22 protein-coding genes are annotated in these 24,273 nt (G+C 70.6%); 11 read left to right on the top strand and 11 right to left on the bottom strand.

Annotated features, from left to right (window positions below; genetic code table 11):
* Window positions 1-78 precede the first annotated feature (78 nt).
* The gene (locus OG588_RS40815) at window positions 79-441 is read right to left on the bottom strand and encodes a hypothetical protein (protein WP_405951634.1); all 363 of its coding nucleotides are present in this window, start codon (window positions 439-441) and stop codon (window positions 79-81) included.
* Window positions 442-503: 62 nt separating this feature from the next.
* Window positions 504-1,151 (bottom strand): hypothetical protein, encoded by a 648-nt coding sequence (locus OG588_RS40810; RefSeq protein ID WP_405951633.1) that lies wholly within the window; start codon window positions 1,149-1,151, stop codon window positions 504-506.
* Between the two features lie 187 nt (window positions 1,152-1,338).
* Between OG588_RS40810 and OG588_RS40805 the strand changes: the two genes are divergently transcribed.
* The gene (locus OG588_RS40805; RefSeq protein WP_405951632.1) at window positions 1,339-2,064 is read left to right on the top strand and encodes an SIR2 family NAD-dependent protein deacylase; all 726 of its coding nucleotides are present in this window, start codon (window positions 1,339-1,341) and stop codon (window positions 2,062-2,064) included.
* On the opposite strand, the gene OG588_RS40800 is transcribed toward OG588_RS40805, so the two are convergent.
* Window positions 2,054-2,824: a class I SAM-dependent DNA methyltransferase gene (locus OG588_RS40800; protein WP_405951631.1), complete on the bottom strand. Its 771-nt coding sequence runs from the start codon at window positions 2,822-2,824 to the stop codon at window positions 2,054-2,056. The genes OG588_RS40805 and OG588_RS40800 overlap by 11 nt on opposite strands.
* A 257-nt stretch (window positions 2,825-3,081) precedes the next feature.
* Here OG588_RS40800 and OG588_RS40795 point away from each other — a divergent pair, with 257 nt between their 5' ends.
* Entirely contained in the window at window positions 3,082-4,287 is a 1,206-nt protein-coding gene (locus OG588_RS40795) for a sensor histidine kinase (RefSeq protein ID WP_405953333.1), read from the top strand.
* A complete protein-coding gene (locus OG588_RS40790; RefSeq protein ID WP_405951630.1) occupies window positions 4,284-4,916 on the top strand; it encodes a response regulator in 633 nt (210 codons plus the stop codon). Before OG588_RS40795 ends, OG588_RS40790 begins: the two co-directional genes overlap by 4 nt.
* 46 nt (window positions 4,917-4,962) lie before the next feature.
* Here the strand turns inward: OG588_RS40790 and OG588_RS40785 are convergent, their stop codons facing one another.
* Together OG588_RS40785 and OG588_RS40780 are read right to left on the bottom strand one after the other, a co-directional pair.
* On the bottom strand, window positions 4,963-5,448 hold the full coding sequence (locus tag OG588_RS40785; RefSeq protein WP_405951629.1) for a methylated-DNA--[protein]-cysteine S-methyltransferase: 486 nt from the start codon (window positions 5,446-5,448) through the stop codon (window positions 4,963-4,965).
* Between the two features lie 16 nt (window positions 5,449-5,464).
* The gene (locus OG588_RS40780; RefSeq protein WP_405951628.1) at window positions 5,465-6,943 is read right to left on the bottom strand and encodes an AlkA N-terminal domain-containing protein; all 1,479 of its coding nucleotides are present in this window, start codon (window positions 6,941-6,943) and stop codon (window positions 5,465-5,467) included.
* A gap of 176 nt (window positions 6,944-7,119) precedes the next feature.
* On the opposite strand from OG588_RS40780, the gene OG588_RS40775 reads away from it, so the two are divergent.
* The gene (locus tag OG588_RS40775; protein WP_405951627.1) at window positions 7,120-8,418 is read left to right on the top strand and encodes an aminotransferase class I/II-fold pyridoxal phosphate-dependent enzyme; all 1,299 of its coding nucleotides are present in this window, start codon (window positions 7,120-7,122) and stop codon (window positions 8,416-8,418) included.
* Between the two features lie 112 nt (window positions 8,419-8,530).
* Entirely contained in the window at window positions 8,531-8,917 is a 387-nt protein-coding gene (locus OG588_RS40770; RefSeq protein ID WP_405951626.1) for a luciferase family protein, read from the top strand.
* 106 nt (window positions 8,918-9,023) lie between these two features.
* Here OG588_RS40770 and ppk2 read toward each other — a convergent pair whose 3' ends face one another.
* The 3 genes from ppk2 to OG588_RS40755 form a co-directional block, all read right to left on the bottom strand.
* Window positions 9,024-9,914 (bottom strand): polyphosphate kinase 2, encoded by an 891-nt coding sequence (gene ppk2, locus OG588_RS40765; protein ID WP_405951625.1) that lies wholly within the window; start codon window positions 9,912-9,914, stop codon window positions 9,024-9,026.
* Window positions 9,915-9,994: 80 nt separating this feature from the next.
* On the bottom strand, window positions 9,995-10,228 hold the full coding sequence (locus OG588_RS40760) for a hypothetical protein (protein ID WP_019062951.1): 234 nt from the start codon (window positions 10,226-10,228) through the stop codon (window positions 9,995-9,997).
* A 17-nt stretch (window positions 10,229-10,245) separates the two neighbouring features.
* Entirely contained in the window at window positions 10,246-11,400 is a 1,155-nt protein-coding gene (locus OG588_RS40755) for an inorganic phosphate transporter (protein ID WP_019062952.1), read from the bottom strand.
* A gap of 292 nt (window positions 11,401-11,692) precedes the next feature.
* Here OG588_RS40755 and OG588_RS40750 point away from each other — a divergent pair, with 292 nt between their 5' ends.
* Complete coding sequence (locus OG588_RS40750) at window positions 11,693-13,552, top strand: M1 family aminopeptidase (RefSeq protein WP_405951624.1); 1,860 nt, start codon at window positions 11,693-11,695, stop codon at window positions 13,550-13,552.
* Window positions 13,553-13,606: 54 nt separating this feature from the next.
* Here the strand turns inward: OG588_RS40750 and OG588_RS40745 are convergent, their stop codons facing one another.
* Window positions 13,607-14,752 carry an FHA domain-containing protein gene (locus tag OG588_RS40745; RefSeq protein WP_405951623.1) on the bottom strand — a complete coding sequence of 382 codons (1,146 nt, stop codon included), beginning with the start codon at window positions 14,750-14,752 and terminating at the stop codon, window positions 13,607-13,609.
* Between the two features lie 202 nt (window positions 14,753-14,954).
* Here OG588_RS40745 and OG588_RS40740 point away from each other — a divergent pair, with 202 nt between their 5' ends.
* The 5 genes from OG588_RS40740 to OG588_RS40720 all read left to right on the top strand — a co-directional run bounded on the left by OG588_RS40740 (window position 14,955) and on the right by OG588_RS40720 (window position 22,184).
* Entirely contained in the window at window positions 14,955-16,784 is a 1,830-nt protein-coding gene (locus OG588_RS40740; protein ID WP_405951622.1) for a protein kinase domain-containing protein, read from the top strand.
* A gap of 90 nt (window positions 16,785-16,874) precedes the next feature.
* Entirely contained in the window at window positions 16,875-17,660 is a 786-nt protein-coding gene (locus tag OG588_RS40735; RefSeq protein ID WP_405951621.1) for an IclR family transcriptional regulator, read from the top strand.
* Between the two features lie 134 nt (window positions 17,661-17,794).
* A complete protein-coding gene (locus tag OG588_RS40730) occupies window positions 17,795-19,849 on the top strand; it encodes an FAD-dependent oxidoreductase (protein WP_405951620.1) in 2,055 nt (684 codons plus the stop codon).
* A 50-nt stretch (window positions 19,850-19,899) separates the two neighbouring features.
* Window positions 19,900-21,153, top strand: coding sequence for an aromatic ring-hydroxylating dioxygenase subunit alpha (locus OG588_RS40725; RefSeq protein ID WP_405951619.1), 1,254 nt, complete (start codon window positions 19,900-19,902; stop codon window positions 21,151-21,153).
* Entirely contained in the window at window positions 21,150-22,184 is a 1,035-nt protein-coding gene (locus OG588_RS40720) for a 2Fe-2S iron-sulfur cluster-binding protein (RefSeq protein ID WP_405951618.1), read from the top strand. The genes OG588_RS40725 and OG588_RS40720 overlap by 4 nt, the downstream gene beginning before the upstream one ends.
* Before the next feature lie 36 nt (window positions 22,185-22,220).
* Here OG588_RS40720 and OG588_RS40715 read toward each other — a convergent pair whose 3' ends face one another.
* Window positions 22,221-22,772, bottom strand: coding sequence for an O-acetyl-ADP-ribose deacetylase (locus tag OG588_RS40715; RefSeq protein WP_405951617.1), 552 nt, complete (start codon window positions 22,770-22,772; stop codon window positions 22,221-22,223).
* Window positions 22,769-24,178 (bottom strand): phytoene desaturase family protein, encoded by a 1,410-nt coding sequence (locus tag OG588_RS40710; RefSeq protein WP_405953332.1) that lies wholly within the window; start codon window positions 24,176-24,178, stop codon window positions 22,769-22,771. Before OG588_RS40710 ends, OG588_RS40715 begins: the two co-directional genes overlap by 4 nt.
* Window positions 24,179-24,273 lie beyond the last annotated feature (95 nt).

The raw sequence follows: 24,273 nt of genomic DNA, 5'->3' as shown, positions 1-24,273 counted from the left end.
TCTCCCCGCCACCAGGTGTCCGCCAGCCCCTTGACCTCCTTCACCGGCTCGAACGCGTCGAGTTCGAGGGCATCGACATCATCGCCGGTGACCCTGGTGATCTGCCTCGCCCCCGGGTCCGATCATGAACGAGTAGGGAACCGCGGTCCGTTGGATGCCCGCTTCGAACCACCGGCCTTCAGCCGACGGCCTTTCCGGAACGTCGGTGTCCAGATACCTGGGTCCACCGTCGTAGTGCGGAGCGGGAGGCAGGACGAGGCCACTCCACCGCTCCTGATACGCCGTCACCTGGTCGATCTCCACCGAGGGAATCCCGAGCGCGAGCCACTGTTCCCTGTATCGGCTCACCGGCGGCACGTCGAGCTTGATGCCATGGGCGACGACGAAATATCGAGCCCGCTTCGTCAGCCCCTCGGGCGCACGATCGAGATGAAGCTCCACGCGAACGAAGCTACTTGGTGGGGATCGGCGCGGCCATGCCGAGCAACGGAAGTCTCGTTCCGTCAGTACCAGCGGATGTGGCCGGCCGCGCCCTGGCCTGTGCGAGCCGCGTGGCGGAGAACGCGCAGTGGGCCGTCAAGAAGCTGGTCGGCGTCGTGGTCAGGATCGTCACCCAAGCCGGTCATCCACGCGTGGATCCGCTCGACCGCGTCCCGTCGCCGGGCTGCGGCCGGGGCAAGGGCCTCCTCAGCCGCGGGCAACTGGGCACGGACCTGCTCGGCGTCGAGCAGGAAGTCCCCGAACCAGCCCGGCAGCCGAAGCACCGCGTCGGGACCGAGCGCATAGGCCAGAGCCGAGAACGGGCCGGCCTTGCGGGCCACGGCCGCGAACAGGCCTTCGTCGGCATCGGCCGGGAACTGGTCCATGACCGCGTCGCGCAGGGCCTCCGCGTGCTCGGAGTCGTCACGGCAGGCATCGAAGAACGCGCTCAGCCGGAAGGCGTCCTCGCCGGCGACCCACGTGCCGGGAACGGTCGTCGACGCGCTGAACAAGGACTTCCGCGCCCTGCCCCGCCACCAAGCCAGTTCCCCGGGCAGGTCACGGCGGACGGAGACCGGTGCCGGTGATGTGTTCTGAACGGCGGCGCGCGACAGGTCCCGTGCCTTCGCATCAGGCACCGTGCCGACGACCCACACACCCGTGACACTCAACGCTGCCTCCCGCCCTGCCCCATCCCCAGCAGCCTGATCATGCACGACTCCGCGCATCTCGGTTTCGCCGGACTGTGAACGCGACTTGACGACCCGCGTCATCCCGAGCCGGCCGGCACGACCGGAAGGCGAGAAGCCTCCCCGATATCCGTTCGCTCCGAATAGCCGGGCGTCCTACTCTCGGCGCATGAGCAGGCCCCTCGTAGCGATCCTCAGTGGCGCAGGCATCTCCACCGACTCCGGCATCCCCGACTACCGCGGCCCCAACGGCCTCTGGCGGCGTGACCCCGAGGCCGAGAAGCTCGTGACGTACGAGTACTACATGGGCGACCCGGAGATCCGCCGGCAGTCCTGGCAGATGCGGCGCAAGAACCGCACCCTCCAGGCCGAGCCGAACGCCGCGCACCGCGCCGTCGTCGAACTGGAGAAGTCCGGCATACCCGTGCGGGTCCTCACGCAGAACGTCGACGGCCTGCACCAACTCGCCGGCCTGCCCGCCCGCAAGGTGCTCGAACTGCACGGCACCGCGCGGGAGTTCAGGTGCACGCAGTGCCATGTGCGCGGGCCGATGCAGGACGCGCTCGCCCGCGTCGAGGCCGGTGAGGACGATCCCGCCTGTCTGGAGTGCGGCGGGATCCTGAAGTCCGCGACCGTCTTCTTCGGTGAGCGGCTCGACCCCGTCGTCCTCGGCGAGGCCGTCGCCATCACCAAGGCCTGCCAGGTGTTCATCGCCGTAGGCAGCAGCCTCCAGGTCCAGCCCGCCGCCGGGCTCGCCGGTGTCGCCGCCGATCACGGGGCACGGCTGGTCATCGTCAACGCCGAGGCGACTCCGTACGACGACCGCGCCGACGAGGTCGTACGGGAGCCGATCGGGACGGCGCTGCCCCGGCTGCTGCATCAGCTCAGCGAGTGACCCGGAGCTTCGACTGGCCGTGCGGGAGTTGTTCCCAGTCGTCCATGAAGTGGGCGTTCAGGCCGTGTTGGGCCGCCAGCGCGACCAACGTCTCGGTGCGGTAGTAGAAGTCCTCGCGCAGGACGTGGTGTTCCTCGCCCTCCGTGCGGTCGAAGGTGAAGTCGAACCAGCCGCCCGGTGCCAGCACGCGGCCGACGTTGGCGAGGCACTCCTCGATGACCGGGAGCGGGGAGTGCGAGAACACGCTGTGCGCATGGACGACGTCGAAGTGCGCGTCGGGCAGGAAGCGCAGGGTCAGGTCGTGTACGGGGGTGAGGGTGGGGAGCCGTTTCTGGAGGCCCATTTCTACGACCGTGTCCTGCGCGGCGGCCAGGATGTCCGGGGAGATGTCGATGCCGTAGTAGTGACCGGGGTCGAGGTGGCGGACGAAGCGCCAGCCGCCGCGCAGGTTTCCGCAGCCGATCTCCAGCATCCGGTGCTCGGGGCGCAGGCCGTGGCCCAGGAGATAGTCGAACTGCATCGCGCCCAGCGCCAGCCAGCGTTCGCGGCTCGCGCTGCCGACCGCCGCGTCCGGGTCGGCCCGGGTGTCGGAGCGCATCACGGCGCGGTAGTAGGAGACATGGTCCGGGTGTCGGTGCCGCAGCCAGGCGTCCCGGGTGGCCCGGGCCAGGTGGCGGGGTACGCGGTCGGGGTGGCGCAGGGCGTAGGCGATGCGGTGGCCGAGGGCGGCGCGGTTGACGGTGAGGTCCTTGGTGGGCACGGGGTCGTCGCCTTCCGAATTCCGAGGTGGGTGACGGGTGTTGATGCCAGCCTCGGTGCGGTGGCCGGGTGTCCGGCTCGGTCAAGGGGCGCTGATCCGGGGGCGGTTCGGGTGATCCGGATGTCAGCCGATCGGTTGATGCGCCGTCCCGTCGATCGCGTTAGACACGGAGGATGGGAGACACGGGACGACCGAGGACGGGGCACGCGGCGCAACAGGGGGCGGGAGACCCCGGGTCGGAGGAGCGCCTGTTGCCCGTGGTGGTGCACGCCGCGTTCTTTCTGCTGCTCGGCTCGTCGTTCGTGCGCTTCCTGACCCGCGACCAGGGCGGGGCGCGCACCGGCTGGGTGCTCACGCTGTACGCCGTCTTCTGTCTGCTGTACGTCCTCGGGCAGTTCGTGGCTCCGGCACCCCGCCCGGGTTCCGCGCCCACCGTGCGTCATCTGGCCTGGCTGGGTTCGGTGTCCGCCGTCTGGACCGTGCTGCTGGCCCTCGCGCCGAGTGCCACCTGGTGCGCGATGCCCCTGCTGTTCGCCGGTCTGTACGCGCTGCCCCCACGGTTCGCGGTGCCGTTGGCCGCCGTACTCACCGCGCTCGTCGTGGCCTCCGAGATACGGGTGGCGGACGGCACGCTCAACCCGAACATGGTCGTCGCCCCACCGGCCCTCGCGGCGGTCGCCACCGCCGTGCTGGTGCAGTTGCAGCGGCAGGCGGCCCGGCAGCGCGTCCTGATCGACGACCTGGTCCGCACCCGGCGCGACCTCGCGGCCACCGAACGGCGGGCCGGTGTCCTGGCGGAGCGGCAGCGGCTGGCCGCGGAGATCCACGACACCGTCGCGCAGGGCCTGTCCAGTCAGCAGATGCTGTTGCAGGCCGCCGAGCGGGTGTGGCGGACGGACCCCGACGCGGCCCACGGGCACGTCCTCAAGGCCGCCGAGATCACCTCGCGCGGCCTCGCCGAGGCACGCAGGTTCGTCCACGACCTGGCACCGGCCGACCTCGTCGAGCACTCCCTGCCCGTGGCGCTGGGTGCGCTCGCCGAGCGGGAGAGCGGTCCGGGCCTGACGGTGGAGTTCCGGCTCGACGGCGATCCGGGGCCGCTGCCCGAACGGACCGCGGCAGCGCTGTTGCGCATCGCCCAGGGCGCGTTGGCCAACGTACGCGAGCACGCTGCCGCGACCCGGGCCGCGCTGACCCTGACCTGCCTCGACGACCAGATCTCCCTCGACGTCGCCGACAACGGCCGTGGTTTCGACGCCAGTTCTCCCCCGGTGTCCGCACCCGGCCGGGTGCGCGGCCACGGGCTGGCCGCGATGCGGATCCGGGCACAGCAGTCGGGTGGCACGCTGAGCGTGGAGTCGACCCCCGGCGAGGGCACGGTCGTAACGGTCGCCGTACCTACCGCACCTGGCGTCCCTGTCGACCCCGCCGTCCGTGATTCCCGTGAGGAGCTCGTCCCGTGAGCGCACCCGTACCCGTACGCCTGCTGCTGTGCGACGACCATGCCGTCGTACGGGCCGGACTGCGCGCGCTGCTGTCCAGCGCCGACGGCATCGAGGTGGTCGGTGAGGCGGGCAGCGGCGAGGAGGCCCTCGCCCTGGCCGCCCGGGTCCGTCCCGACGTGGTGCTGATGGACCTCCAACTCGGCGACGGCATGGACGGAGTGACGGCCACCAGGGAACTGACCGCCGGTGACGGCCCGCGTGTCCTCGTCCTCACCATGTTCGACACCGACGCCGACATCACCCGCGCCGTCGAGGCGGGCGCCACGGGCTACCTCCTCAAGGCCGAACGCCCCGAGGAACTGTTCACCGCGATCCACAGCGCCGCATCCGGCCGTACGGCGCTCTCGGCCCCGGTCGCCGACCGGCTCATGGCGCGGATGCGCAGCCCGCACCCCGCCCTGTCCGAGCGCGAGCGCGAGATCCTCGGCCAGCTGGCCCGCGGCCTGGGCAACCGGGAGATCGCCCGGGCCCTCTTCATCAGCGAGGCGACGGTCAAGACCCATCTCGGGCGGATCTACGGCAAGTTGGGGGTCGAGACGCGGTCCGGGGCGGTGGCCGCCGCCAAGGAGCGGCGGTTGCTGTCATGACACCCCAACACCATTGGCGGGAGAGGTACTTCAGGCACTGGAGGTGCTAGAAAAGCGCCGCCCCGCTCTCGAAGTCCAGCAGCCGCTGCTTGCGGTCCAGGCCGCCGCCGTACCCCGTGAGGCTGCCGTTCGCGCCTACGACCCGGTGGCAGGGGACGATGATCCCGATGGGGTTCTTGCCGTTGGCGAGGCCCACCGCGCGGGAGGCGCCAGGGTTGCCGAGGGCGTCGGCGAGGTCGCCGTAGGAGCGGGTCTCGCCGTAGGGGATGCGGCGGAGCTGGTCCCAGACCGTTTGCTGGAACGAGGTCCCGTGCAGGCGGAGTTGGAGGGTGAACTCCTTCAACTCGCCCGCGAAGTACGCCTGTAGTTGGGCTGTCGCCTCGGCGAAGGGGGTGTCGTCGGGGGTGCCGAAGTTCTCCTCCGGGGGGCGGTGGCGTTGGTCGACCATGTAGAGGCCGCACAGGGCGCCGTCCTCGTCGGCGACGAGGGTCAGCGGGCCGTACGGGCTGTCGATCACCGTGTGGTGCTTCATGGCGGCTGCAATCCCCTTATACAGGCAGGAAGTTGATCGGGTGACTGTCCGTCGCCCACAGGTACTGGACCGCGTACGCCCGCCACGGTCGCCAGGCCGCCGCGCGTGCGGTGAGGGCGGCCGGGGTCGACGGGAGGCCCAACTCCTGGGCGGCGCGGCGGATTCCGAGGTCGGTGGGGAGGAAGGCGTCGGGGTCGCCGAGGGCGCGCATCGCGATGACGTCGGCCGTCCAGGGGCCGAAGCCGGGGAGGGAGAGGAGTTGGGCGCGGGTTTCCGACCAGTCGCTCTCGACTCCCAAGTGCAATGTCCCATCCGCCAGTTGGCCCACCAGTGTGGTGAACGTCGTGCGGCGGGTGCGGGGCATCGCCAGTGATTCCGGGTCCACCGCCGCCAGGGCCTCGGGAGACGGGAAGAGGTGGGTCAGGCCGCCCTCGGGGTCGTCCACCGGTTCGCCGTGCGCGGTGACCAGGCGGGCCGCGTGGGTGCGGGCCGCCGCCGTGGAGACCTGCTGGCCGAGGACGGCCCGTACGGCGAACTCCGCCTCGTCGACCGTGCGCGGGACGCGGCGGCCCGGCGCCTTGTCCACCACCGGTGCCAGGACCGGGTCGGTCCTCAACTGGTCGTCCACCGCGACCGGATCGGCGTCCAGGTCGAGCATGCGGCGGCAGCGGCTGATCGCCACCGGGAGGTCGCGCAGGTCGCTGAGGGTGAGGCGGCAGGCGATGTGGTCGGACTTGGGGGTGAGGGACGCGATGCCGTGGCCGTAGGGGAGGCGGAGGGTGCGGCGGTACGCGCCGGCTCGCCACTCCTCCACACCCGGTACCGCGGTCGCCGCCAGGTGGCCGAAGAGGTTGTCGGGGTTGAGCGGGGCGCGGAACGGCAGGCGGAGGGTGAGGGTGCCGGGGGTCAACACGGCTGTCTTCGGGCGCCTGTTGCGCAGCTCGCTCGGGGAGAGGGCGAACACGTGGCGCACGGTGTCGTTGAAGGTGCGGATCGAGGAGAAGCCGGCGGCGAAGGCGATCTCCGCCATCGGGAGCGCGGTCGTCTCGATCAACAGCCTTGCCGTCTGGGCGCGTTGGGCGCGGGCCAACGCCAGGGGGCCGGCGCCGAGTTCGGCGAGGAGCTGGCGTTCGATCTGCCGGGTGCTGTAGCCGAGGCGGGCGGCGAGGCCGGGGACGCCCTCGCGGTCCACCGTCCCGTCGGCGATCAGGCGCATCGCGCGGGCCACCAGGTCGGCGCGCTGGTTCCACTCCGGGGAGCCGGGGCTGGTGTCCGGGCGGCAGCGCTTGCAGGCCCGGAACCCCGCCTGTTGGCAGGCCGCCGCGCTCGGGTAGAACGTCATGTTCTCCGGCTTGGGCGGGACGACCGGGCAGCTGGGCCGGCAGTAGATGCGGGTGGTCAGGACGGCCGTGAAGAACCAGCCGTCGAAACGCGCGTCCTTGGACTGGACCGCGCGCACGCAACGCTCCGTGTCGGTGTGCATCCCGTTCTGCATACGTCCAGCATCCGACACCGGGCGGGCCGGGGCTGGCGGGAATCCGACATCAGCCTTGTGTGGCCTGGTCAGGCACGGATCACCGTACTTCCGCGGACGGGGTGACGGGGGCGTGTAAGGGGCGAGGTCGGTTATGGGTTTGTGGTGCGACCTCCGGCTTTGTAGCGTCGACCTCCGTGACCCCTCCCGCACCTGCGCACAGCGCCGACTCCCTCCCGGCCCGCCTCGACACGGCCCGGAGCGACTACGAAGCCCTCCTCGCGAAGAAGCTGTCGCTCGACCTGACCCGCGGCAAGCCCTCCGCCCGCCAGCTCGACCTGTCCGCCGCACTGCTCTCGCTCCCCGGTGACCGTTACACCTCCGCCGACGGCACGGACTGCCGCAACTACGGTGGCGCGGACGGGCTGTTGGAGCTCCGGCAGATCTTCGCCGGGTTCCTCCAGGTACCGGCCGGGCAGCTGCTCGCCGTGGGCAACTCCAGCCTGGAGCTGATGCACGACTGCCTGGTGCACGCGCTGCTCGGCACGCTGCCCGGAGCCGCGCGCCGCTGGGCGGACGAGGAGCGGATCGCGTTCCTGTGCCCGGTGCCCGGGTACGACCGGCACTTCGCGCTGTGCGAGCGCTTCGGCATCGAGATGATCCCGGTGCCGATGACCGCCGAGGGTCCCGACATGGATGTGGTGGAGCGGCTGGTCGCCGAGGACCCCGCCGTCAAGGGCATCTGGTGCGTGCCCAAGTACAGCAACCCGGACGGGACCTGCTACAGCGACGAGACCGTACGGCGGCTCGCCGCCATGCCGACGGCCGCGCCCGACTTCCGGGTCTTCTGGGACAACGCCTATGCCGTGCACCACCTCACCGACGAGGAGGTGGAGATCGCCGACATGCTCGCGGCCTGTGCCGACAGCGGGCATCCCGATCGGGTCTTCGTCTTCGGGTCCACCTCGAAGATCACGCTGGCCGGTGCGGGCGTGGCGTTCTTCGGCTCGTCCCCGGCCAACGTGGCCTGGCTGCGCGGCTGCAGCGCCAAGCGTTCCATCGGCCCGGACAAGGTCAACCAGCTGCGGCACGCGATGTTCCTGCGCGATGCCGACGGGGTGCGCGATCACATGCGCAAGCACCGCGAGCTGCTGCGGCCCAAGTTCGACACCGTGCTGCGCATCCTCACCGAGCGGCTCGGCGACACCGGTCTCGCCACCTGGTCCACTCCTCGGGGCGGTTACTTCATCACCCTCGACGTGCCCGACGGGTGCGCCCGCGAGGTGGTGCGCCGCGCGGCGGACGCCGGTCTCGCCCTGACTCCGGCGGGCGCCACGCATCCGTACGGCGACGACCCGAGGGACCGGACGATCAGGATCGCGCCCTCCTTCCCGGACGCCTCGGAGATCGAGGAGATCATCGAGGGGGTGGCCACCTGCGTAAGGCTGGTGGGCTACGAAAAGGCCTACGAAAAGCTTGTGTCCGAGGGGAGTTGACCCGGTTCGCGCACCGCACACCGGACGCGCTCCAGGTGTGCGGTACCTCACGCCCCGGTTACAAATCGCTCAACCTCTGGTTGCGAAGCGGTGCGCAGTACACGATGGGGACATGACCCTGGCCGAGCGAGCCATGCAGCAACTGGAAGGCTGGCGCGACCTCAGCGCGGTCCCGGCCAGTTGTGGCACGGGGTGGGCGCTGCGGTCCACCCACAGCGAGATCGTGCACTTCCACTCCGACCACGATGTGGACCTGCATCTCACCGTCGGGGCCATCCTCCGGTTCCATCACGACCTCAGCGAGTCGACCGCGATCCGGATCATCCCGGGCTCCCGCTGGGTGACCGTCCACCTGGACTGCGAGACGGACGTCGACCTGCTGCTCAGCCTGGTCAGCGTCGCCCTCAAGGCACACGCGGGCGGGCCCCCGTCCGGGAGCCCGCCCGCGACCGGCTGCAACTTCCACCGGGTGACGCTCGTACCACGCGACGGCGACTAGGCGCTGCGCTGGCTGTACCCGCGATGTGCCGTCGTTTTTTGCTGCCGCGCCGTCGTGGCTGGTCGCGCAGTTCCCCGCGCCCCTTTGGGGCGCTCAGGTCCTGCCCCTAGAACACCGCCGCCGTGTCGTCCTCGCCCTCCTCCAGCAGGTTCGCCGCCGCGCCGACGATGCGCGGATCGGGGCTGCCGACGACCTCCTCGTCCTTGTCCGCGTAGTCGAAGCGGGCCAGCACGCTGCGCATGGCCTCGACCCGGGCCCGCTTCTTGTCGTTGCTCTTCACCACGGTCCAGGGCGCGTGCTCCGTGTCGGTCTCCCGGAACATGGCGACCTTGGCGGCCGTGTAGTCGTCCCAGCGGTCCAGGGACTCCAGGTCCATCGCGCTGAGCTTCCACTGCCGTACGGGATCCACCTGGCGGATCGTGAAACGGGTGCGCTGTTCACCCTGTGAGACGGAGAACCAGAACTTGATCAGGTCGATGCCGTCGTCCGCCAGCATCCGCTCGAACAGCGGGGCCTGGCGCATGAAACGGCGGTACTCGTCGTCCGTGCAGAACCCCATCACGCGCTCCACGCCCGCCCGGTTGTACCAGGACCGGTCGAACAGCACGATCTCGCCGGCGGTCGGCAGGTGCTGGACGTAGCGCTGGAAGTACCACTGACCGCTCTCGCGCTCGCTCGGCTTCTCCAACGCCACCACGCGGGCGCCGCGCGGGTTCAGGTGCTCGGTGAACCGTTTGATCGTGCCGCCCTTGCCGGCCGCGTCGCGTCCCTCGCAGACGATGACGAGACGACGGCCGGTCTCCTTGACCCAGCGTTGCAGCTTCAGCAGTTCTATCTGCTGGAGCCGCTTGTGCCAGTCGTACTCCTTGCGCTCCATGCGCTGTTCGTACGGGTAGTTCTCCCGCCAGGTGTCCACCGTGCTGCCGTCGGGCCGTACCAGCACCGGGTCGTCGGCGTCGGTGTAGTCGACCCGCAGCCCGGTCAGCAGTTCGGTCATCCCGGCCTCCTCTCAAGGGGGTTCAGTGGCTCAGAGGTGATCGGTGGTGATCGGTGGTGATCCGTGGTGATCCGTCGTGCTCAGTGGAACTGCGGCACGATCAGATAGATGCCGTATGCCACGACAGCCGCACACGCGAGAAAGCACAACCCCGCCTGCGTCAGCCCGAGGGCATGTGTGCCGCCGTCCACTTCGCGGGCGGCCTCGACCCGGGCGAGGCCCAGGATGCCCAGCGCGAAGACGACGACCACGCCGACGGTCACGCCGACACTCACCGCGAAGACCTCGCCGAGCGAGTTCCAGTCCACACTCATTGCTCAACTCCCTTGGCTCAGGCGGCCGTACGGACGTCCGAGGACGCCTCGCTGCGGATGGTGACCTCGTGGGTCTCGTTCACGTTGTCCGCGTGCACGGGGTTGCGACGCGAGGCGATCACGATGAACAGGGCCACGGCGGCGGCGATCAGCGCGATGAGGGCCGTACCGAGGTTGCCGCCGTGCTTGACGACGGTCGCGGACAGGCCGCCGACCGCGGCGGCGGCCGGGAGCGTGACCAGCCAGGCGATGACCATACGGCCGGCCGTGCCCCAGCGCACCTCGGCCAGGCGTCGGCCGAGGCCCGCGCCCAGGATGCCGCCGGAGCAGACCTGCGTGGTGGACAGCGCGAAGCCCAGGTGGGCTGAGGTGAGGATGACGGTCGTGGAGGCGGCCTCGGCCGCGAAGCCCTGCGGGGACTGGATGTCGGTGAGGCCCTTGCCCATCGTACGGATGATGCGCCAGCCGCCGATGTAGGTGCCCAGGCCGATCGCGAGTCCCGCCGCGGTGATGACCCACACCGGCGGACCGGCGTCGTGGCCGAGCGCGCCCACCGAGATCAGGGTCAGGGTGATGACGCCCATCGTCTTCTGGGCGTCGTTCGTGCCGTGCGCGAGGGAGACCAGCGAGGCCGAGGCGATCTGGCCGAGCCGGAAGCCCTTGGTGACCGAGTCCTTGCGGGCCCGGGCGGTGATCTTGTAGGCGAGGTAGGTGGCGAGGAGAGCGGCGATGCCGGCCACGAGCGGGGAGGCGACCGCGGGGATCAGGATCTTCTCCACGACCTTGTCGAAGTGGACGCCGTTGGAGCCCGCGCCGACCCAGACGGCGCCGATCAGGCCGCCGAACAGGGCGTGCGAGGAACTGGACGGCAGTCCCAGCAGCCAGGTCAGGAGATTCCAGAGGATCGCCCCGACGAGCCCCGCGAAGATCATCCCCGGGGTGACCAGGGTGTCGTCGACGATGCCGCCGGAGATCGTCTTGGCGACCTCCGTGGACAGGAAGGCACCGACGAGGTTGAGGGCCCCACTGATCAGAACCGCCGTTTTGGGCTTCAGCGCCCCGGTGGCGATGGACGTCGCCATCGCGTTGGCGGTGTCGTGGAATCCGTTGGTGAAGTCGAAGGCCAAGGCCGTGACGATGACGACCGCCACGAGGAACGTGATGTGGTCCATCATTCGATGGAAGCAACCGAAGGCGTACATTCGGCCAACCGCAGGCCAAATCGAGGCATGGCCCGTGCAACGCCGATGTGCACACGCCCCTCTCCGCTCCTCGCGCATCCCTCCGTCCACCGCACGCACACACTTCCCCCTCCTTATGGCATGGCCCGGTCAAATCTGCGAAGCTTCCCCCGCGATCACGCAAGCGCTACGCGCGTTCCCACGGCCGCCCACCGGAACACCCAGTCCGGCCAGGCGGCCACCGAGCAGGCCGGAATCCCGGCCGCCGTATAAGGAGTTCCGTGTGAGATCGACCCCCCACAAGGCCCTCGCCGCCGGCATCTTCGCCGTCGCGGCGGTGGCCGCGCTCTCGCTCCCCGTCACCCCGGCCGCCGCGGCACCGTCCGCGGCTCCCGTGGCCGCCGCCTGCACCCCGGCGCAGGTGGTCACCAACGGCGGCTTCGAGAGCGGCACTTCGTCCTGGACCCAGTCCTCGACGACCGTCATCACCAGCCGTACCGGGCAGTCCGCCCATGGCGGCACCAGCTTCGCCTGGCTGGACGGCACCGGCGGCACGCACACCGACAGCCTGAGCCAGAGCGTCACGATCCCGTCGGGCTGCGCCGGCGCCACGCTCACCTTCTGGCTGCACATCGACACCGCCGAGACGACCTCGTCCACCGCGTACGACAAGCTCACGGCGAAGATCGGCAGCACGACGCTGGCGACGTACTCGAACCTGAACAAGGCCACCGGGTACGTCCAGAAGTCGTTCGACGTGTCGTCGTTCGCGGGTCAGACCGTGAGCCTCGCCTTCTCCGGCGTCGAGGACTCCAGTCTCCAGACGAGCTTCGTCGTGGACGACATCGCCCTCAACACCTCGGGCGACACGGCCCCGCCGGCCGACTCGACGCGCACGCCGGCCGCCCCGGCGTACACCGTGAGTCTGAGCAGCAACACCGCGGGCACGGTCTGGACCGGCCACGAGAGCACGACCTTCACCAACGCCTCGGCCACCCCGCTCACCGAGGTGTACCTGCGGCTGTGGGACAACTACCACGGCACCTGCTCCGCGCCGCCGATCACGGTCACCAACGTCACCGGCGGCACGGCGGGCGCCCTCTCGGTCGCCTGCACCGCCCTCCAGATTGCGCTCCCGACCCCCCTCGCGCAGGGTCAATCGACCACGATCGGCTTCGACTTGGGGATCACCGTCCCGAGCGGCGCGGACCGGTTCGGCTACGACGGCGCGTTCAGCATGATCGGCAACGCGCTGCCGGTCCTCGCGATCAAGGACGGCTCGGGCTGGCACCTGGACCCGTACACGAACAACGGCGAGTCCTTCTACTCCCTGGCCGCCGACTTCAAGGTGACCCTGGACCACCCGACCACCCTGCTGGTCCCGGCCACCGGCGCCTCGGTCGACACCCCCGGCACCAGCGGCCGCACGGTCACCACGGCCACCGCGTCCAAGGTCCGCGACTTCGCGTGGGCGGCGGGCCCGTTCACCAAGATCTCGGGTACGTCGACGGCGGGCACCCCGATCAACATCTACTCGGTGACCGGCATCAGTTCGGCCAACGCCCAGTCGATGCTCACCACCGCCAAGTCCGCAGTCGACGCCCACGCGGGACGCTTCGGTGCCTACCCGTACGGCGAGTTGGACGCCGTCATCGACAACAACTTCTGGTTCGGCGGCATGGAGTACCCCGGCTTCGTCCTCGACCTCGTCAGCACCACGGCCCTCACCCATGAGATCGGCCACCAGTGGTTCTACGGCATCGTCGGCGACGACGAGTACAACAGCCCGTGGCTGGACGAGGCCTTCACCGACTACGCCACCGACCTGGCCCAGGGCCTGACCGGCACCAACTGCTGGAACAACGTCTCCTGGGCCTCCTCGGCGGAGAACATCACCAACTCGATGGCCTACTGGGACGCCCACTCGTCCCGCTACTCCACCGTCGTCTACGGCTACGGCAAGTGCGCCCTGCACGACCTGCGCCGCACCCTCGGTGACACCGCGATGGCCAAACTCCTGAAGGACTACGCCACTTCGCACTGGTACGGCGTCTCGACCACGGCCGAGTTCAAGGCAGCCGCCCAGGCCGCGACGACCACGGACCTGACGTCGTTCTGGACGACGCACCGCATCGTCGGCTGACGGAAGGAAAGTTGGCGGTGCGGTCGGGGATCGCACCGCCAACTCCCTTTGCGGTCAGACCCGTCGCGTGGGCGCCGCCGCGGTCGGCGGTACGGCGATCCCGCCGGCCTCGGTCCGCCAGGCGTCCGCGAGTTCGGCGGGGAAACGCCGGCCGCTGCGGGTGAGGACGACACCGGGGGCGAGTTCGACCTCGTCACCGGGACGAAAAGACCGGTCGGTCCCCGGCGGCAGCGTCTCCCAGGGACCGGGCGCGCCTCTACGACCGGCTCTGCGCATCCGCGTCCCGTACGTGCTGACGTCACGGACCAGCACCGTCCCGCCCCGCGCGGAGACCGCTACGTGCCGACGGCTGACCTGCGCGGCGACCTCCGGCGACAGCAAGCTGTGCAGGGCGATGCCCTCCGGTCCCGGCAGCCGTCCGACATGCGCCTCGGAGCCCTCGTCGAGGGTGTAACGGGCCACGCAGGTACGGTCGATGACCACCTTGAGCTGGGCCGCGGCGGGCCTCGGTCCCTCGTCGGTCAGCGGGGTGCCGTGCAACTCGCAGGTGGGGACGCCCCGTCGCATCCGGGGCAGCAGGACGCGGTCGCCCCGATGGACGTCGTAGAGCGTGCAACGGGGTTCCGGGCAGCGCCAGTTGCGCATGATGACCTCGGTCAGCGGGGTACGGGCCGGGCCGAGCAGGCCCTGCTTCTTGAGGGCGGCGAGTTCCATGCGGTAGGAGATCTCGGCCTCCGTGCGCACGCCCATGTCCATGGGGACGACGGCGACCGAGCCGTCGGGGCGGGGTTCCGGTCCGAGGAACTGCCAGGTGTTCCCCTGGATCCACGGGTGTTCGACGCGATGGTCGACGTACTGGTCGCCGGTGACGACCCGGGTGCCGGTCATCCGCGCCAGGTCCAGGATCCGCTCGTCGGCGTCGTCGACCTCCTCGACCAGCCCGTCGGCGACCCAACGGCGCAGCCTGCGGACCTCGGCCGGATCGCCGAACTCCCGGTGCCCGCCCAGCAGACTGGTGTCGGCGACCAGGTAGACGGAGACGTCCGGGTCCCCGGTGAGTTCCGTCAACGCCCGCAGGACGAGCGCCAGTCGGTGCAGCGAGCGCGGTCCCCTGGGGCCGATGGAGGTCTGGCGTACGACGTTGGAGAGTTCCACCAGGTAGTCGGCGCCCTCCGCCGAGGGGACCAGATGCTGTTCCACACACGCCTCCGAGTCCGACAAGACCTGTCAACTGCCTTGATTCTCCTGGACCTTCGCCGCTTTTCCTTGATCTCCTCGGATACTTCCGGATGACCGGGTTGCGCCGGTACGATCACTCGCCTGGCGAGGGGGGACGAACATCTTGAACAACGCTGAAAACGGTGGCCACTTGAGACCGCTGGGCCCCGACGACCCACGGGACGTGGCAGGTTACCGGCTGCTCGCCCGGATCGGCGAGGGCGGCATGGGTTCCGTCTACCTCTCGCGCACGCGCGGCAACCAGCCGGTCGCCCTGAAGGTGATCCGCCGGGAGTACGCCCAGGACGAGGAGTTCCGCCGCCGCTTCGAGCAGGAGGCGACCTCCGCCCGCCGGGTGCAGGGCTACCACATCGTCCCGGTCGTCGACCACGACACCAGCGGCCCACAGCCCTGGCTCGCCACCGTCTACGTCCCCGGCCCCGCCCTGGACCGGGTGCTCGCCCTGCACGGGCCGCTCCCGCTGCCCACGGTGCTCCAGCTGACGGGCTGCGCGGCAGAGGCGCTGCACGCCGTGCACAAGGCCGGTGTGATCCACCGGGACCTGAAGCCGAGCAACATCCTCATCGGCTCGGACGGGCCCTGGATCATCGACTTCGGCATCGCGCGGGCCGCCGACGCCACCCAACTCACGCGCAGCGGCGGGCTGATCGGCACCCCGCAGTTCATGTCACCGGAGCACGCGAACGGCCAGGAGCAGACCCCGGCCGCCGATGTCTTCTCCCTCGGTCTGATCGCCGCCGTGGCCGCGACCGGCCGCCATCCGTACGGGGACTCCGGGGCCATCACGCTGGCCACGAAGATCGCCAACACCGAGTTCCGGCCGCCGGACCTGACGTCGTACCCCGAGCCGCTGCGCGCGGTCCTGGAACGCACGCTGGCGGCCGATCCCGCCGCCCGGCCCTCTCCTTCCGAACTGGCCGTCCTGTGCGAGGAGTTGGCCGAACGGCCATTGCGGGACTTCACCGGCTGGCTGCCGGCACCCGTCGCGGCGGACATCGCCCGGCAGGAGCAACTCGCGGGCGAGCAGGGCGCGTTGGCGAGTGGAGGGGATCTCGCGGGTTCCTCTGCGGAGTCCGACGCGTCCACGGGTTCGGGCGACTCCGCAGGAGCGGCGGGCGCGACGACCGTGCCGCCCGGCGGTGGGTCTCGCGGTGCGGTGCCGCCCGGCGGCGGGTCTCGCGGTGCGGTGCCGCCCGGCGGTGAGTCTCACGGTGCCGTGCCGCTCAACTCCCCATCTCCCGGCGGATATACGCCCACTCACACGCCAGGGTCCGACCAGCCGACGCAGCACGCCCCGACGCGCCCGCCGCAGCCTGTCTCCGGCCCGGCACCCTCGTTCCCGCCCAACGCACCGCCCGCCGCCACGGCACCGGCCCGCAGTCGGACCCCGCTGGCGGTCGGCGCCGCCGCGCTGGCGGTGGTGGTCGTAGCAGGGGCGGCCTGGGTCTTCACCCGTGACGACGACAAGGACACCGGCGCGAAGGGCGACACCGGGCAGACAGCCTCGGCAACGCCCACCGGCACCACCGCGTCGCCCTCCACGAGTTCGACGGCCGGCGGCTACACCGCGGTCTTCAAGGACAAGCCGCTCACCCTGCGCGCCCAGTTCACGACCGGCCGCAGCTCGTACACCAACGTCGACCTGGACGCACCCCAGATCGACACCCACGCGTCCAGCTCGACGACCGGGGCCGAGCTGCAGTACGCGGAGTGGGGCACCACCCACACCCTGAACTTCGTGACGACCACGGGAAAGAGCGCGGGCCCCACCCCGGAGCAGTGCGCCGAGGGCGCGGCGGCGAACGCGCTGCCCTCTCAACTCGCCGGCATCGACCAGGGCAAGGAACTGACCAAGGGCACGCTGCTGTGCACCGTCACCGATGAGCAGAACCTGGCCATGCTCAAGATCACGGACGTCGTCCTCCAGAAGGACGCGTCCGGCTACACGGCACGCGACTACCTCACCGAGCTGACGCTCTGGAAGACGGCCTGACCGGCGAGCTGGAAGACGGCCTCACCGTCGCTTCGGGCAGCGGCTCACCGGGCTCGCGGGCGGTGCCTTCCGCTCGATTACCCTTCGGCCATGACCAGCAGCGGAAGCCGCCCACGTGATCACTCGGTGCAGTCCGTCGACCGTGCGGTGTCGATCCTCCAGGTGCTGGCCACGCGGGGGCCCAGCGGGGTGACCGAGATCGCCGAGGAACTGGGCATCCACAAGTCGACCGTGTTCCGGCTGCTGGCGACCCTGGAGTCACGGGGCCTGGTCGAGCAGGACACCGAGCGCGGGCGGTACCGCATCGGGTACACGATGGTCGAACTCGCCGCCGGGGCGAGCAAGGTGAACGACCTGTCCCTGCTGAGCCGTCCGGTCTGCCAGGAACTGGCCGCGGCCGTGGGCGACACCGTGAACGTGGCGATCCAGGACGGGCACGATGTGATCACCATCGACCAGGCGATCGGCGCGGCGGTGATCGCGAGCATCGACTGGGTCGGCCGGCGCGCCCCGCTGCACGCCACCGCGGCGGGCAAGCTCTTCATGGCGCACATGACCCCGGACCAGGTCGCGGAGGTCTTCGCCGAGGGGGCGGAGAAGTACACCCCGCACACGATCGTCGACCAGGCGACCCTCGCGGCGGCGCTGGAGACGATCCGCGAGCGGGGCTACGCCATCACCAGCGAGGAGCACGAGATCGGGCTGGCCGCCATCGCCGCCCCGGTCCGCGCCCTGGACGGCAGGGTCATCGCGGCCGTGACCCTGTCCGGACCGACCTTCCGCATCGACGAGGACACCGTGCCCGGTCTCGCGGCACAGCTGCTGGCGGCCGCCGCGAAGATCTCCTGGCGCCGGGGCCACGTGAAACGCGGATGAGCGCTGCGCGCACGGCGAGTTAACACGGCGGGCTCTTGACGGCCGGGGATTCCCAGCTCCACCATTTGTTTCGTATGGCGATGCTGTTTTGCATCGCGAAACAGACGCGCCACAGCATCCTCCGAGGAGCAGCCGTGCCCTCAGTCATCCTGGACCCCCTGCTCCAGCCCTTCCGGCTCAAGCACCTCACCCTGCGCAACCGTGTGGTCAGCACTTCCCACGAACCGGCGTTCGGCGAGGACGGCATGCCCAAGGACCGCTACCGCGCCTACCACGTGGAGAAGGCGCGGGGCGGGGTCGGTCTCACGATGATCGGCGGCTCGGCGGTCGTCTCGCCCGACAGCCCGCCGGCGTTCGGCAACCTGCTCCTGTACCGCGACGACATCGTGCCGTGGCTGCGCCGGCTCGCCGACGACGTCCACGAGGCCGGGGCCGCCGTCATGTGCCAGGTCACCCATCTCGGCCGCCGCACCAGCAACTTCACCGGCGACTGGCTCCCGGTGGTGTCCGCCTCACCGCTGCGCGAACCCGCGCACCGCGCGTTCCCGAAGGCCGCCGAGTCCTGGGACCTGGATCGGATCGTCGCCGACTACGCTTCCGCGGCGGTCCGTTGCAAGGAGGGCGGCCTCGACGGCATCGAACTGGAGGCGTACGGCCACCTGTTGGACAGCTTCCTCTCCCCCGTGACCAACCACCGCGAGGACGAGTGGGGCGGCGGCCCGGAGAACCGCATGGCTTTTCCGCGCCGGGTGATCCGGGCTGTCCGCGAAGCCGTCGGCCCGGACTTCGTCGTGGGTATCCGGATGTCGCTGGACGAGGCACAACCCGGCGGCCTCACTTTCGACGAGGCACTCACCGCCGCCCAGCGGTACGCCGCCGACGGCATCGACTTCATCAGCACCATCCACGGCTCCATCGAGCGGGACGCGTCCCTGGCGAAGGCCATCCCGTCCATCGGCACCCCGCTCGGCCCGTACCTGGACTTCACCGGCGAGATCAAGCGCCGCCTCACCGTCCCGGTGATGCACGCGGCCCGCATCGCCGACGTCGCCACCGCACGGCACGCCCTGCGCGAAGGACTGCTCGACCTGGTCGGCATGACCCGTGCGCAGATCGCCGACCCGCACCTGGTCGCCAAGGTGAAGGCAGGCCAGGAGGACCGCATCCGGCCCTGCGTCGGGGCGAGTTACTGCCTCGACGCGATCTACGACTCCGGCGACACCAAGTGCGTCCACAACCCGTCCGTCGGCCGGGAACTCCACCTGCCCCACCTCGTCCCCCGCACAACAGGCCGCCGCAGGAAGGCGGTTGTCGTCGGAGCGGGACCGGCCGGGCTGGAGGCGGCACGCGTTCTGGGGGAACGCGGCCACGACGTCGTCCTGTTCGAGGCGAGCGACCAGCCCGGCGGGCAGATCAGACTCGCCGCGTCGAACCCGCGCCGGGCCGACCTGATCCAGATCGTCGACTGGCGCCTCGCCGAGTGCAAGATCCTCGGCGTCGACCTGCGCCTGGGCGCATACGCCGAGCCCGACGACATCCTCGCCGAACACCCCGACCTCGTGATCGTCGCCGCCGGAGGCACGCCCAACCGCAGCTTCCTCGCCACCGGCGAGGGCCTGGTCTCCGACACCTGGGACGTGATGACGGGCTCGCTGCGCCGCCCGCGCGGCGAGATCCTGGTCTACGACGACCACGGCGGCTACCCGGCCATGGACGCCGTGGAGGTCCTCACCGCGTCGCCCGACCTCCGGATCGAGTACGTCACCCCGGAGCGCGCCCTCGCCCCCGACGTCGGCAGCATGAACTCCCCTGCCTATCTACGGGCGTTCACCGCGCACGGTGTCACCATCACGCTCGCCCGGCGGCTGCGTTCCGTGCGCCGCACCGGGGACGGACGGCTGGCCGCGACCCTCTACAGCGAGTACACCGAGGCCGAGACCGAGCGGATCGTGGACCACGTGGTCGTGGAGCACGGGACCCTGCCGACGGACGAGCTGTACGTCGAACTCCTGCCCGATTCGACCAACTTCGGCGAGGTCGACCACCGCGCCCTGCTGGCGCAGGAGCAGCAGAGCGTGGTCCGCAACGAGGCGGGCCGCTACCAGCTCTTCCGGATCGGTGACGCCGTCGCCTCCCGCAACATCCACGCCGCGATCCACGACGCGCTGCGGTTGTGCCTGCCGGTCTGAGCGCCACCCCCGTCCGCACGTCAACTCCCCCGTCGTACCGGAGAGATGAGATGAAGCAAGCGACCTCCGACGTCGGCGACCTCGTTGCCCGCCGTCCCGCCGGTCAGAGCCTCGAAGCACCGTTCTACGTCGGCGAGGAGTTCTTCGACCTCGACATCGAGGCCGTCTTCGCCCGGAGTTGGCTGTTCGTGGCCGCCGAGGCGGAGCTTCCCGAGCCCGGCGACTATGTGACGGTCGACCTCGGGTCGTACTCGATCATCGTCGTGCGCGACGACGACGAGGACGTCCGGGCCTTCCACAACGTCTGCCGCCACCGCGGGGCGCGCATCCTCAACGAGGAGCGCGGTTCGGTGGGCAACATCGTCTGCGGATACCACCGTTGGACGTACGGCGTGGACGGCAAGCTGCTGTACGCCGAGTCCCAGGCGCCCGGTTTCGACCCGTCCTGTTTCGGGCTGCGGTCCGTGCACGCGCGCACGGTGGCCGGGCTGGTCTTCATCTGCCTCGCCCAGGAGCCGCCGGAGGACTTCGACGAGGTCGCCGCCCGTATCGCGCCGTACCTCGCACCGCACCGCCTGGCCGAGGCCAAGGTCGCCACACAGATCGACCTGGTCGAGAACGGCAACTGGAAGCTGACCATGGAGAACAACCGGGAGTGCTACCACTGCGTGGGCCATCCCGAGCTCCAGGCCTGCTACTTCCCCATCTACGGCTACCAGGAGAAGGACATCCCGCCCGCGCTGCGCCCCGCCTACGAGCGCTTCCTGCTGGCCGACGCCGAGGCCCGAAAAACCTACGACTCGCTGGGCCTGCCGTACACCGAGATCGAGGAACTGGACACCCGGCCCACCGGTTTCCGCATCCAGCGCGAGCCCCTCGACCTGGCCGGGGAGTCCTACACCCCGGACGGCACGGCCGCGTGCACCCGCCTGCTGGCGGACTTCCCCACGGCCCGTCTGGGCCGGCTGTCCATGCACATCCAGCCCAACTCCTGGTTCCACTTCATGGCCGACCACGCGATCACGTTCTCCGTGATCCCGCTCGGCCCGGACCGCACCCTCGTCCGCACCACCTGGCTCGTGCACGCCGACGCCGTCGAGGGGATCGACTACGACCTCGACACCCTCACGAAGGTGTGGAAGGCCACGAACGACCAGGACGCGGTGCTGGTCGCCCGCGCCCACCGGGGCATCAGCAGCCCGGCCTACCTGCCGGGACCGTACGGCCCGACGGAGGAACAGGTCGAGGCGTTCGTCAACTGGTACGTGACCCGGCTCAAGGCACACCTGGAGTTCCAGCCATGAGCGAGACCGAAGAGCTGCTGGTCTGCCGTCAGGTGCACCCGCTCACGCACGACGTGTCCACGTTCGTGTTCGAGTACGCCGAACCCCGGCTCTTCCGGCACGACCCGGGCCAGTTCCTGACCCTGGCCCTCGACATCGACGGCCGGCCGGTCCAGCGCTGCTACACCATCTCCTCGTCGCCCACCCGCCCCTTCCTGCTCTCGATCACGGTGAAGCGCGTACCGGGCGGGCTGGTCTCCAACTGGCTGCACGACCACCTCGAGCCGGGCGACACCGTGCGGGCCCACGGACCACTCGGCGAGTTCTCCACGGCCCGGCATCCGGCGCCCAAGTACCTCTTCCTGTCCGGGGGCGTCGGAGTGACCCCGTCCATGTCCATGACCAGGACGCTGTACGACCTCGCGGACCCCGCCGACGTGGTGTTCGTGCACAGCGCGCGCACCCCGGCGGACATCGTCTTCCGCCACGAACTCGACCTCATCGCCGCGACCGCGCCCAACATCCGCATCGTCCACATCTGCGAGGAGGACCGCCCGTACGCCCCCTGGGGCGGACACCGCGGCCGGCTGACGATCGAGACGCTCCGGCAGATCGCGCCGGACTTCCTCGAACGGGAGGTCTTCACCTGCGGCCCCGCCCCCTACATGGCCGCCGTACGCCGGATGCTGTCGGACGCGGGCCTCGACATGGACCACTACCACGAGGAGAGCTTCACCTTCGAGACACCGACCACACCGGCCGACGCCTCAACCGCCACCCCTACGGACACCGGTTTCAAGGTCGAGTTCACCCGCAGTGGACGCACCATCGAGTGCGACACCGACACCTCGCTCCTCGCCGCCGCGTCCCGAGCCGGCCTCAGCCTGCCGGCCTCGTGCGCGCAGGGCATGTGCGGCACCTGCAAGACGACCCTGCTCTCCGGCTCCGTGGACATGCAGCACAACGGGGGCATCCGGCCGCGCGAGATCAACCAGAACAAGATCCTGCTGTGCTGCTCGAAGCCGCTGGAGGATGTCGTGATCGACGCGTGAGGACCGTCCCACCAGCAGATCGGCCACGACCGCCGGTCAGCGGGCCTGCCGACCGAACGCCTCGAACGCCGCTTCGTCGAACAGCACGAACGTGACCTCGTCGACCGAGGTCTCCGCGGCCCGCACGGTCTCTACGGCGATGCGCGCGGCGTCGTCCATCGGCCAGCCGTAGATACCGGCGGACACGGCGGGGAACGCGACCGTACGGGCGCCCAGTTCGTCCGCGACCCGCAGGGACTCCCGGTAGCAGGAGGCGAGTTGCTCCGAGCGGTCCTCCTCGCGGGAGTAGACGGGGCCGACCGTGTGGATCACCCACTGGGCGTCCAGTTCGCCCGCCGTCGTGGCGACGGCCTGGCCCGTGCGGAGTCCCTTGCCGATGGGGGTTCCCCCGCTCGAGCGAAGCCGAGAGTGGGGGAGGGAGGCGCGGAGCTTTCGGCAGTCCGCCAGGATCGCGGGGCCGCCGCGGCGGTGGATCGCGCCGTCGACTCCGCCGCCGCCCAGGAGGGAGGAGTTGGCCGCGTTGACGATCGCGTCGGCGCTCTGCCGGGTGATGTCGCCCCGGACGAGGGTGATGGTGACGGTGGTCATGACTGCCTCAGTCGTCGCCAGACGGCCTTCGCCGCGTTGTGTCCCGACATGCCGTGCACACCGGGGCCCGGCGGGGTGGCCGAGGAGCAGATGAAGACGGCCGGGTGCGGGGTGCCGTACGGGGAGAGGGAGAGTTTGGGGCGCAGCAGGATCTGGAGTCCGGAGACCGCGCCGGTGCCGATGTCGCCGCCCACGTAGTTGGCGTTGCGGGCGGCGAGTTCGGGTGGGCCCGCGGTCGCCCGGGCCAGGACGCGGTCGCGGAACCCCGGGGCGAAGCGCTCCAGTTGGCGTTCCAGGGCGTCGGTGAGGTCGCCGGTCCAGCCGCTGGGGACATGGCCGTAGGCCCAGAAGACCTGCTTGCCGGCCGGGGCCCGGGTGGGGTCGACGACGCTGGGCTGCACGGTGATCATGAACGGCCGCTCGGGGGCCCGGTTCTCGCGGGACGCGGCGCGCAGCGCGGTGCCGATCTCCGTGCTGTCGGCGCCGATCTGGACCGTGCCGGCGGTACGGGCCTCCTTGGCGGTCCAGGGCACCGGGCCGTCCAGCGCGTAGTCGACCTTGAACACGCCTGCGCCGTAACGGTAGTTCGCGTAGTAGTCGCCGAACCCCGCGATCTTCGCCAGGGCGGTGGGCGAGGTGTCGAAGACGTAGGCGCGGGCCGGGGGGAGGTCGTCGAGGCGCTTGACCTCGTAGTCGGTGTGGATCTCGCCGCCGAGGTCCTTCAGGTAGGCGGCCAGCGCGTCCGAGATGGACTGGGAGCCGCCGCGGGCCACCGGCCAGCCACGCGCGTGTGCCGCGAGGGCGAAGACCAGGCCGATCGCGCCGGTGGCGAAGCCGCTGAGCGGGGCCATGACATGGCCGACCAGTCCGGCGAACAGGGTCTTGGCGCGCTCGTCCCGGAAGCGGCTGGTCAGCCAGGTCGACGGGGGCAGCCCGGCCAGGCCGAAGCGGGCGAGGGTGATCGGGTCGCGTGGCAGCGCGGTGCGCGGCAGGGACATGAAGTCGTGGACCAGGGTGTCCCACTTGGGGAGGAAGGGTTCGACCAGCCTGCGGTACGTCCCCGCGTCACGCGGCCCGAAGGAGGCGGCCGTCTCGGCGACCGACCGCGACAGCACGGCCGCGCTGCCGTCGGTGAAGGGATGCGCCATGGGCAGCTCGGGGTGCAGCCACTCCAGGCCGTAGCGCTCCAGCGGCAGGGCGCGGAACGCGGGTGAGTTGATACCGAGCGGGTGTGCCGCCGAGCAGGGGTCGTGCCGGAAGCCGGGGAGGGTGAGCTCCTCGGTGCGGGCGCCCCCGCCCACCGTGTCCCGTGCCTCGAACACGGCCACGGAAAAGCCGCGCCGGGCCAGCTCCACGGCGGCCGTCAGTCCGTTCGGCCCCGCACCCACCACGACCGCGTCCAGCATCGACGGCACCTCGGACCCCTTCGTCAGGCGATGGCCACCAGGGCCTGTCGTCAGGATATGCCGCGGGACTGACACTCCCGGGGCCAGCCCGCCAG

The sequence above is a fragment of the Streptomyces prunicolor genome (genome assembly GCF_045162825.1).
Taxonomy (GTDB): Bacteria; Actinomycetota; Actinomycetes; order Streptomycetales; family Streptomycetaceae; genus Streptomyces; species Streptomyces prunicolor.
Note: the sequence above shows the minus strand (reverse complement) of the source record. Positions and strands in the feature narration are given on the sequence as shown.

Coding starts and splice junctions, on each gene's coding strand:
- ppk2 (WP_405951625.1), bottom strand. CDS start 9,914: ATGACCGAACTGCTGACCGGGCTGCGGGTCGACTACACCGACGCCGAC.
- OG588_RS40785 (WP_405951629.1), bottom strand. CDS start 5,448: ATGAAGCACCACACGGTGATCGACAGCCCGTACGGCCCGCTGACCCTC.
- OG588_RS40710 (WP_405953332.1), bottom strand. CDS start 24,178: ATGCTGGACGCGGTCGTGGTGGGTGCGGGGCCGAACGGACTGACGGCC.
- OG588_RS40780 (WP_405951628.1), bottom strand. CDS start 6,943: ATGCAGAACGGGATGCACACCGACACGGAGCGTTGCGTGCGCGCGGTC.
- OG588_RS40735 (WP_405951621.1), top strand. CDS start 16,875: ATGACCAGCAGCGGAAGCCGCCCACGTGATCACTCGGTGCAGTCCGTC.
- OG588_RS40755 (WP_019062952.1), bottom strand. CDS start 11,400: ATGGACCACATCACGTTCCTCGTGGCGGTCGTCATCGTCACGGCCTTG.
- OG588_RS40760 (WP_019062951.1), bottom strand. CDS start 10,228: ATGAGTGTGGACTGGAACTCGCTCGGCGAGGTCTTCGCGGTGAGTGTC.
- OG588_RS40720 (WP_405951618.1), top strand. CDS start 21,150: ATGAGCGAGACCGAAGAGCTGCTGGTCTGCCGTCAGGTGCACCCGCTC.
- OG588_RS40715 (WP_405951617.1), bottom strand. CDS start 22,772: ATGACCACCGTCACCATCACCCTCGTCCGGGGCGACATCACCCGGCAG.
- OG588_RS40770 (WP_405951626.1), top strand. CDS start 8,531: ATGACCCTGGCCGAGCGAGCCATGCAGCAACTGGAAGGCTGGCGCGAC.
- OG588_RS40725 (WP_405951619.1), top strand. CDS start 19,900: ATGAAGCAAGCGACCTCCGACGTCGGCGACCTCGTTGCCCGCCGTCCC.
- OG588_RS40805 (WP_405951632.1), top strand. CDS start 1,339: ATGAGCAGGCCCCTCGTAGCGATCCTCAGTGGCGCAGGCATCTCCACC.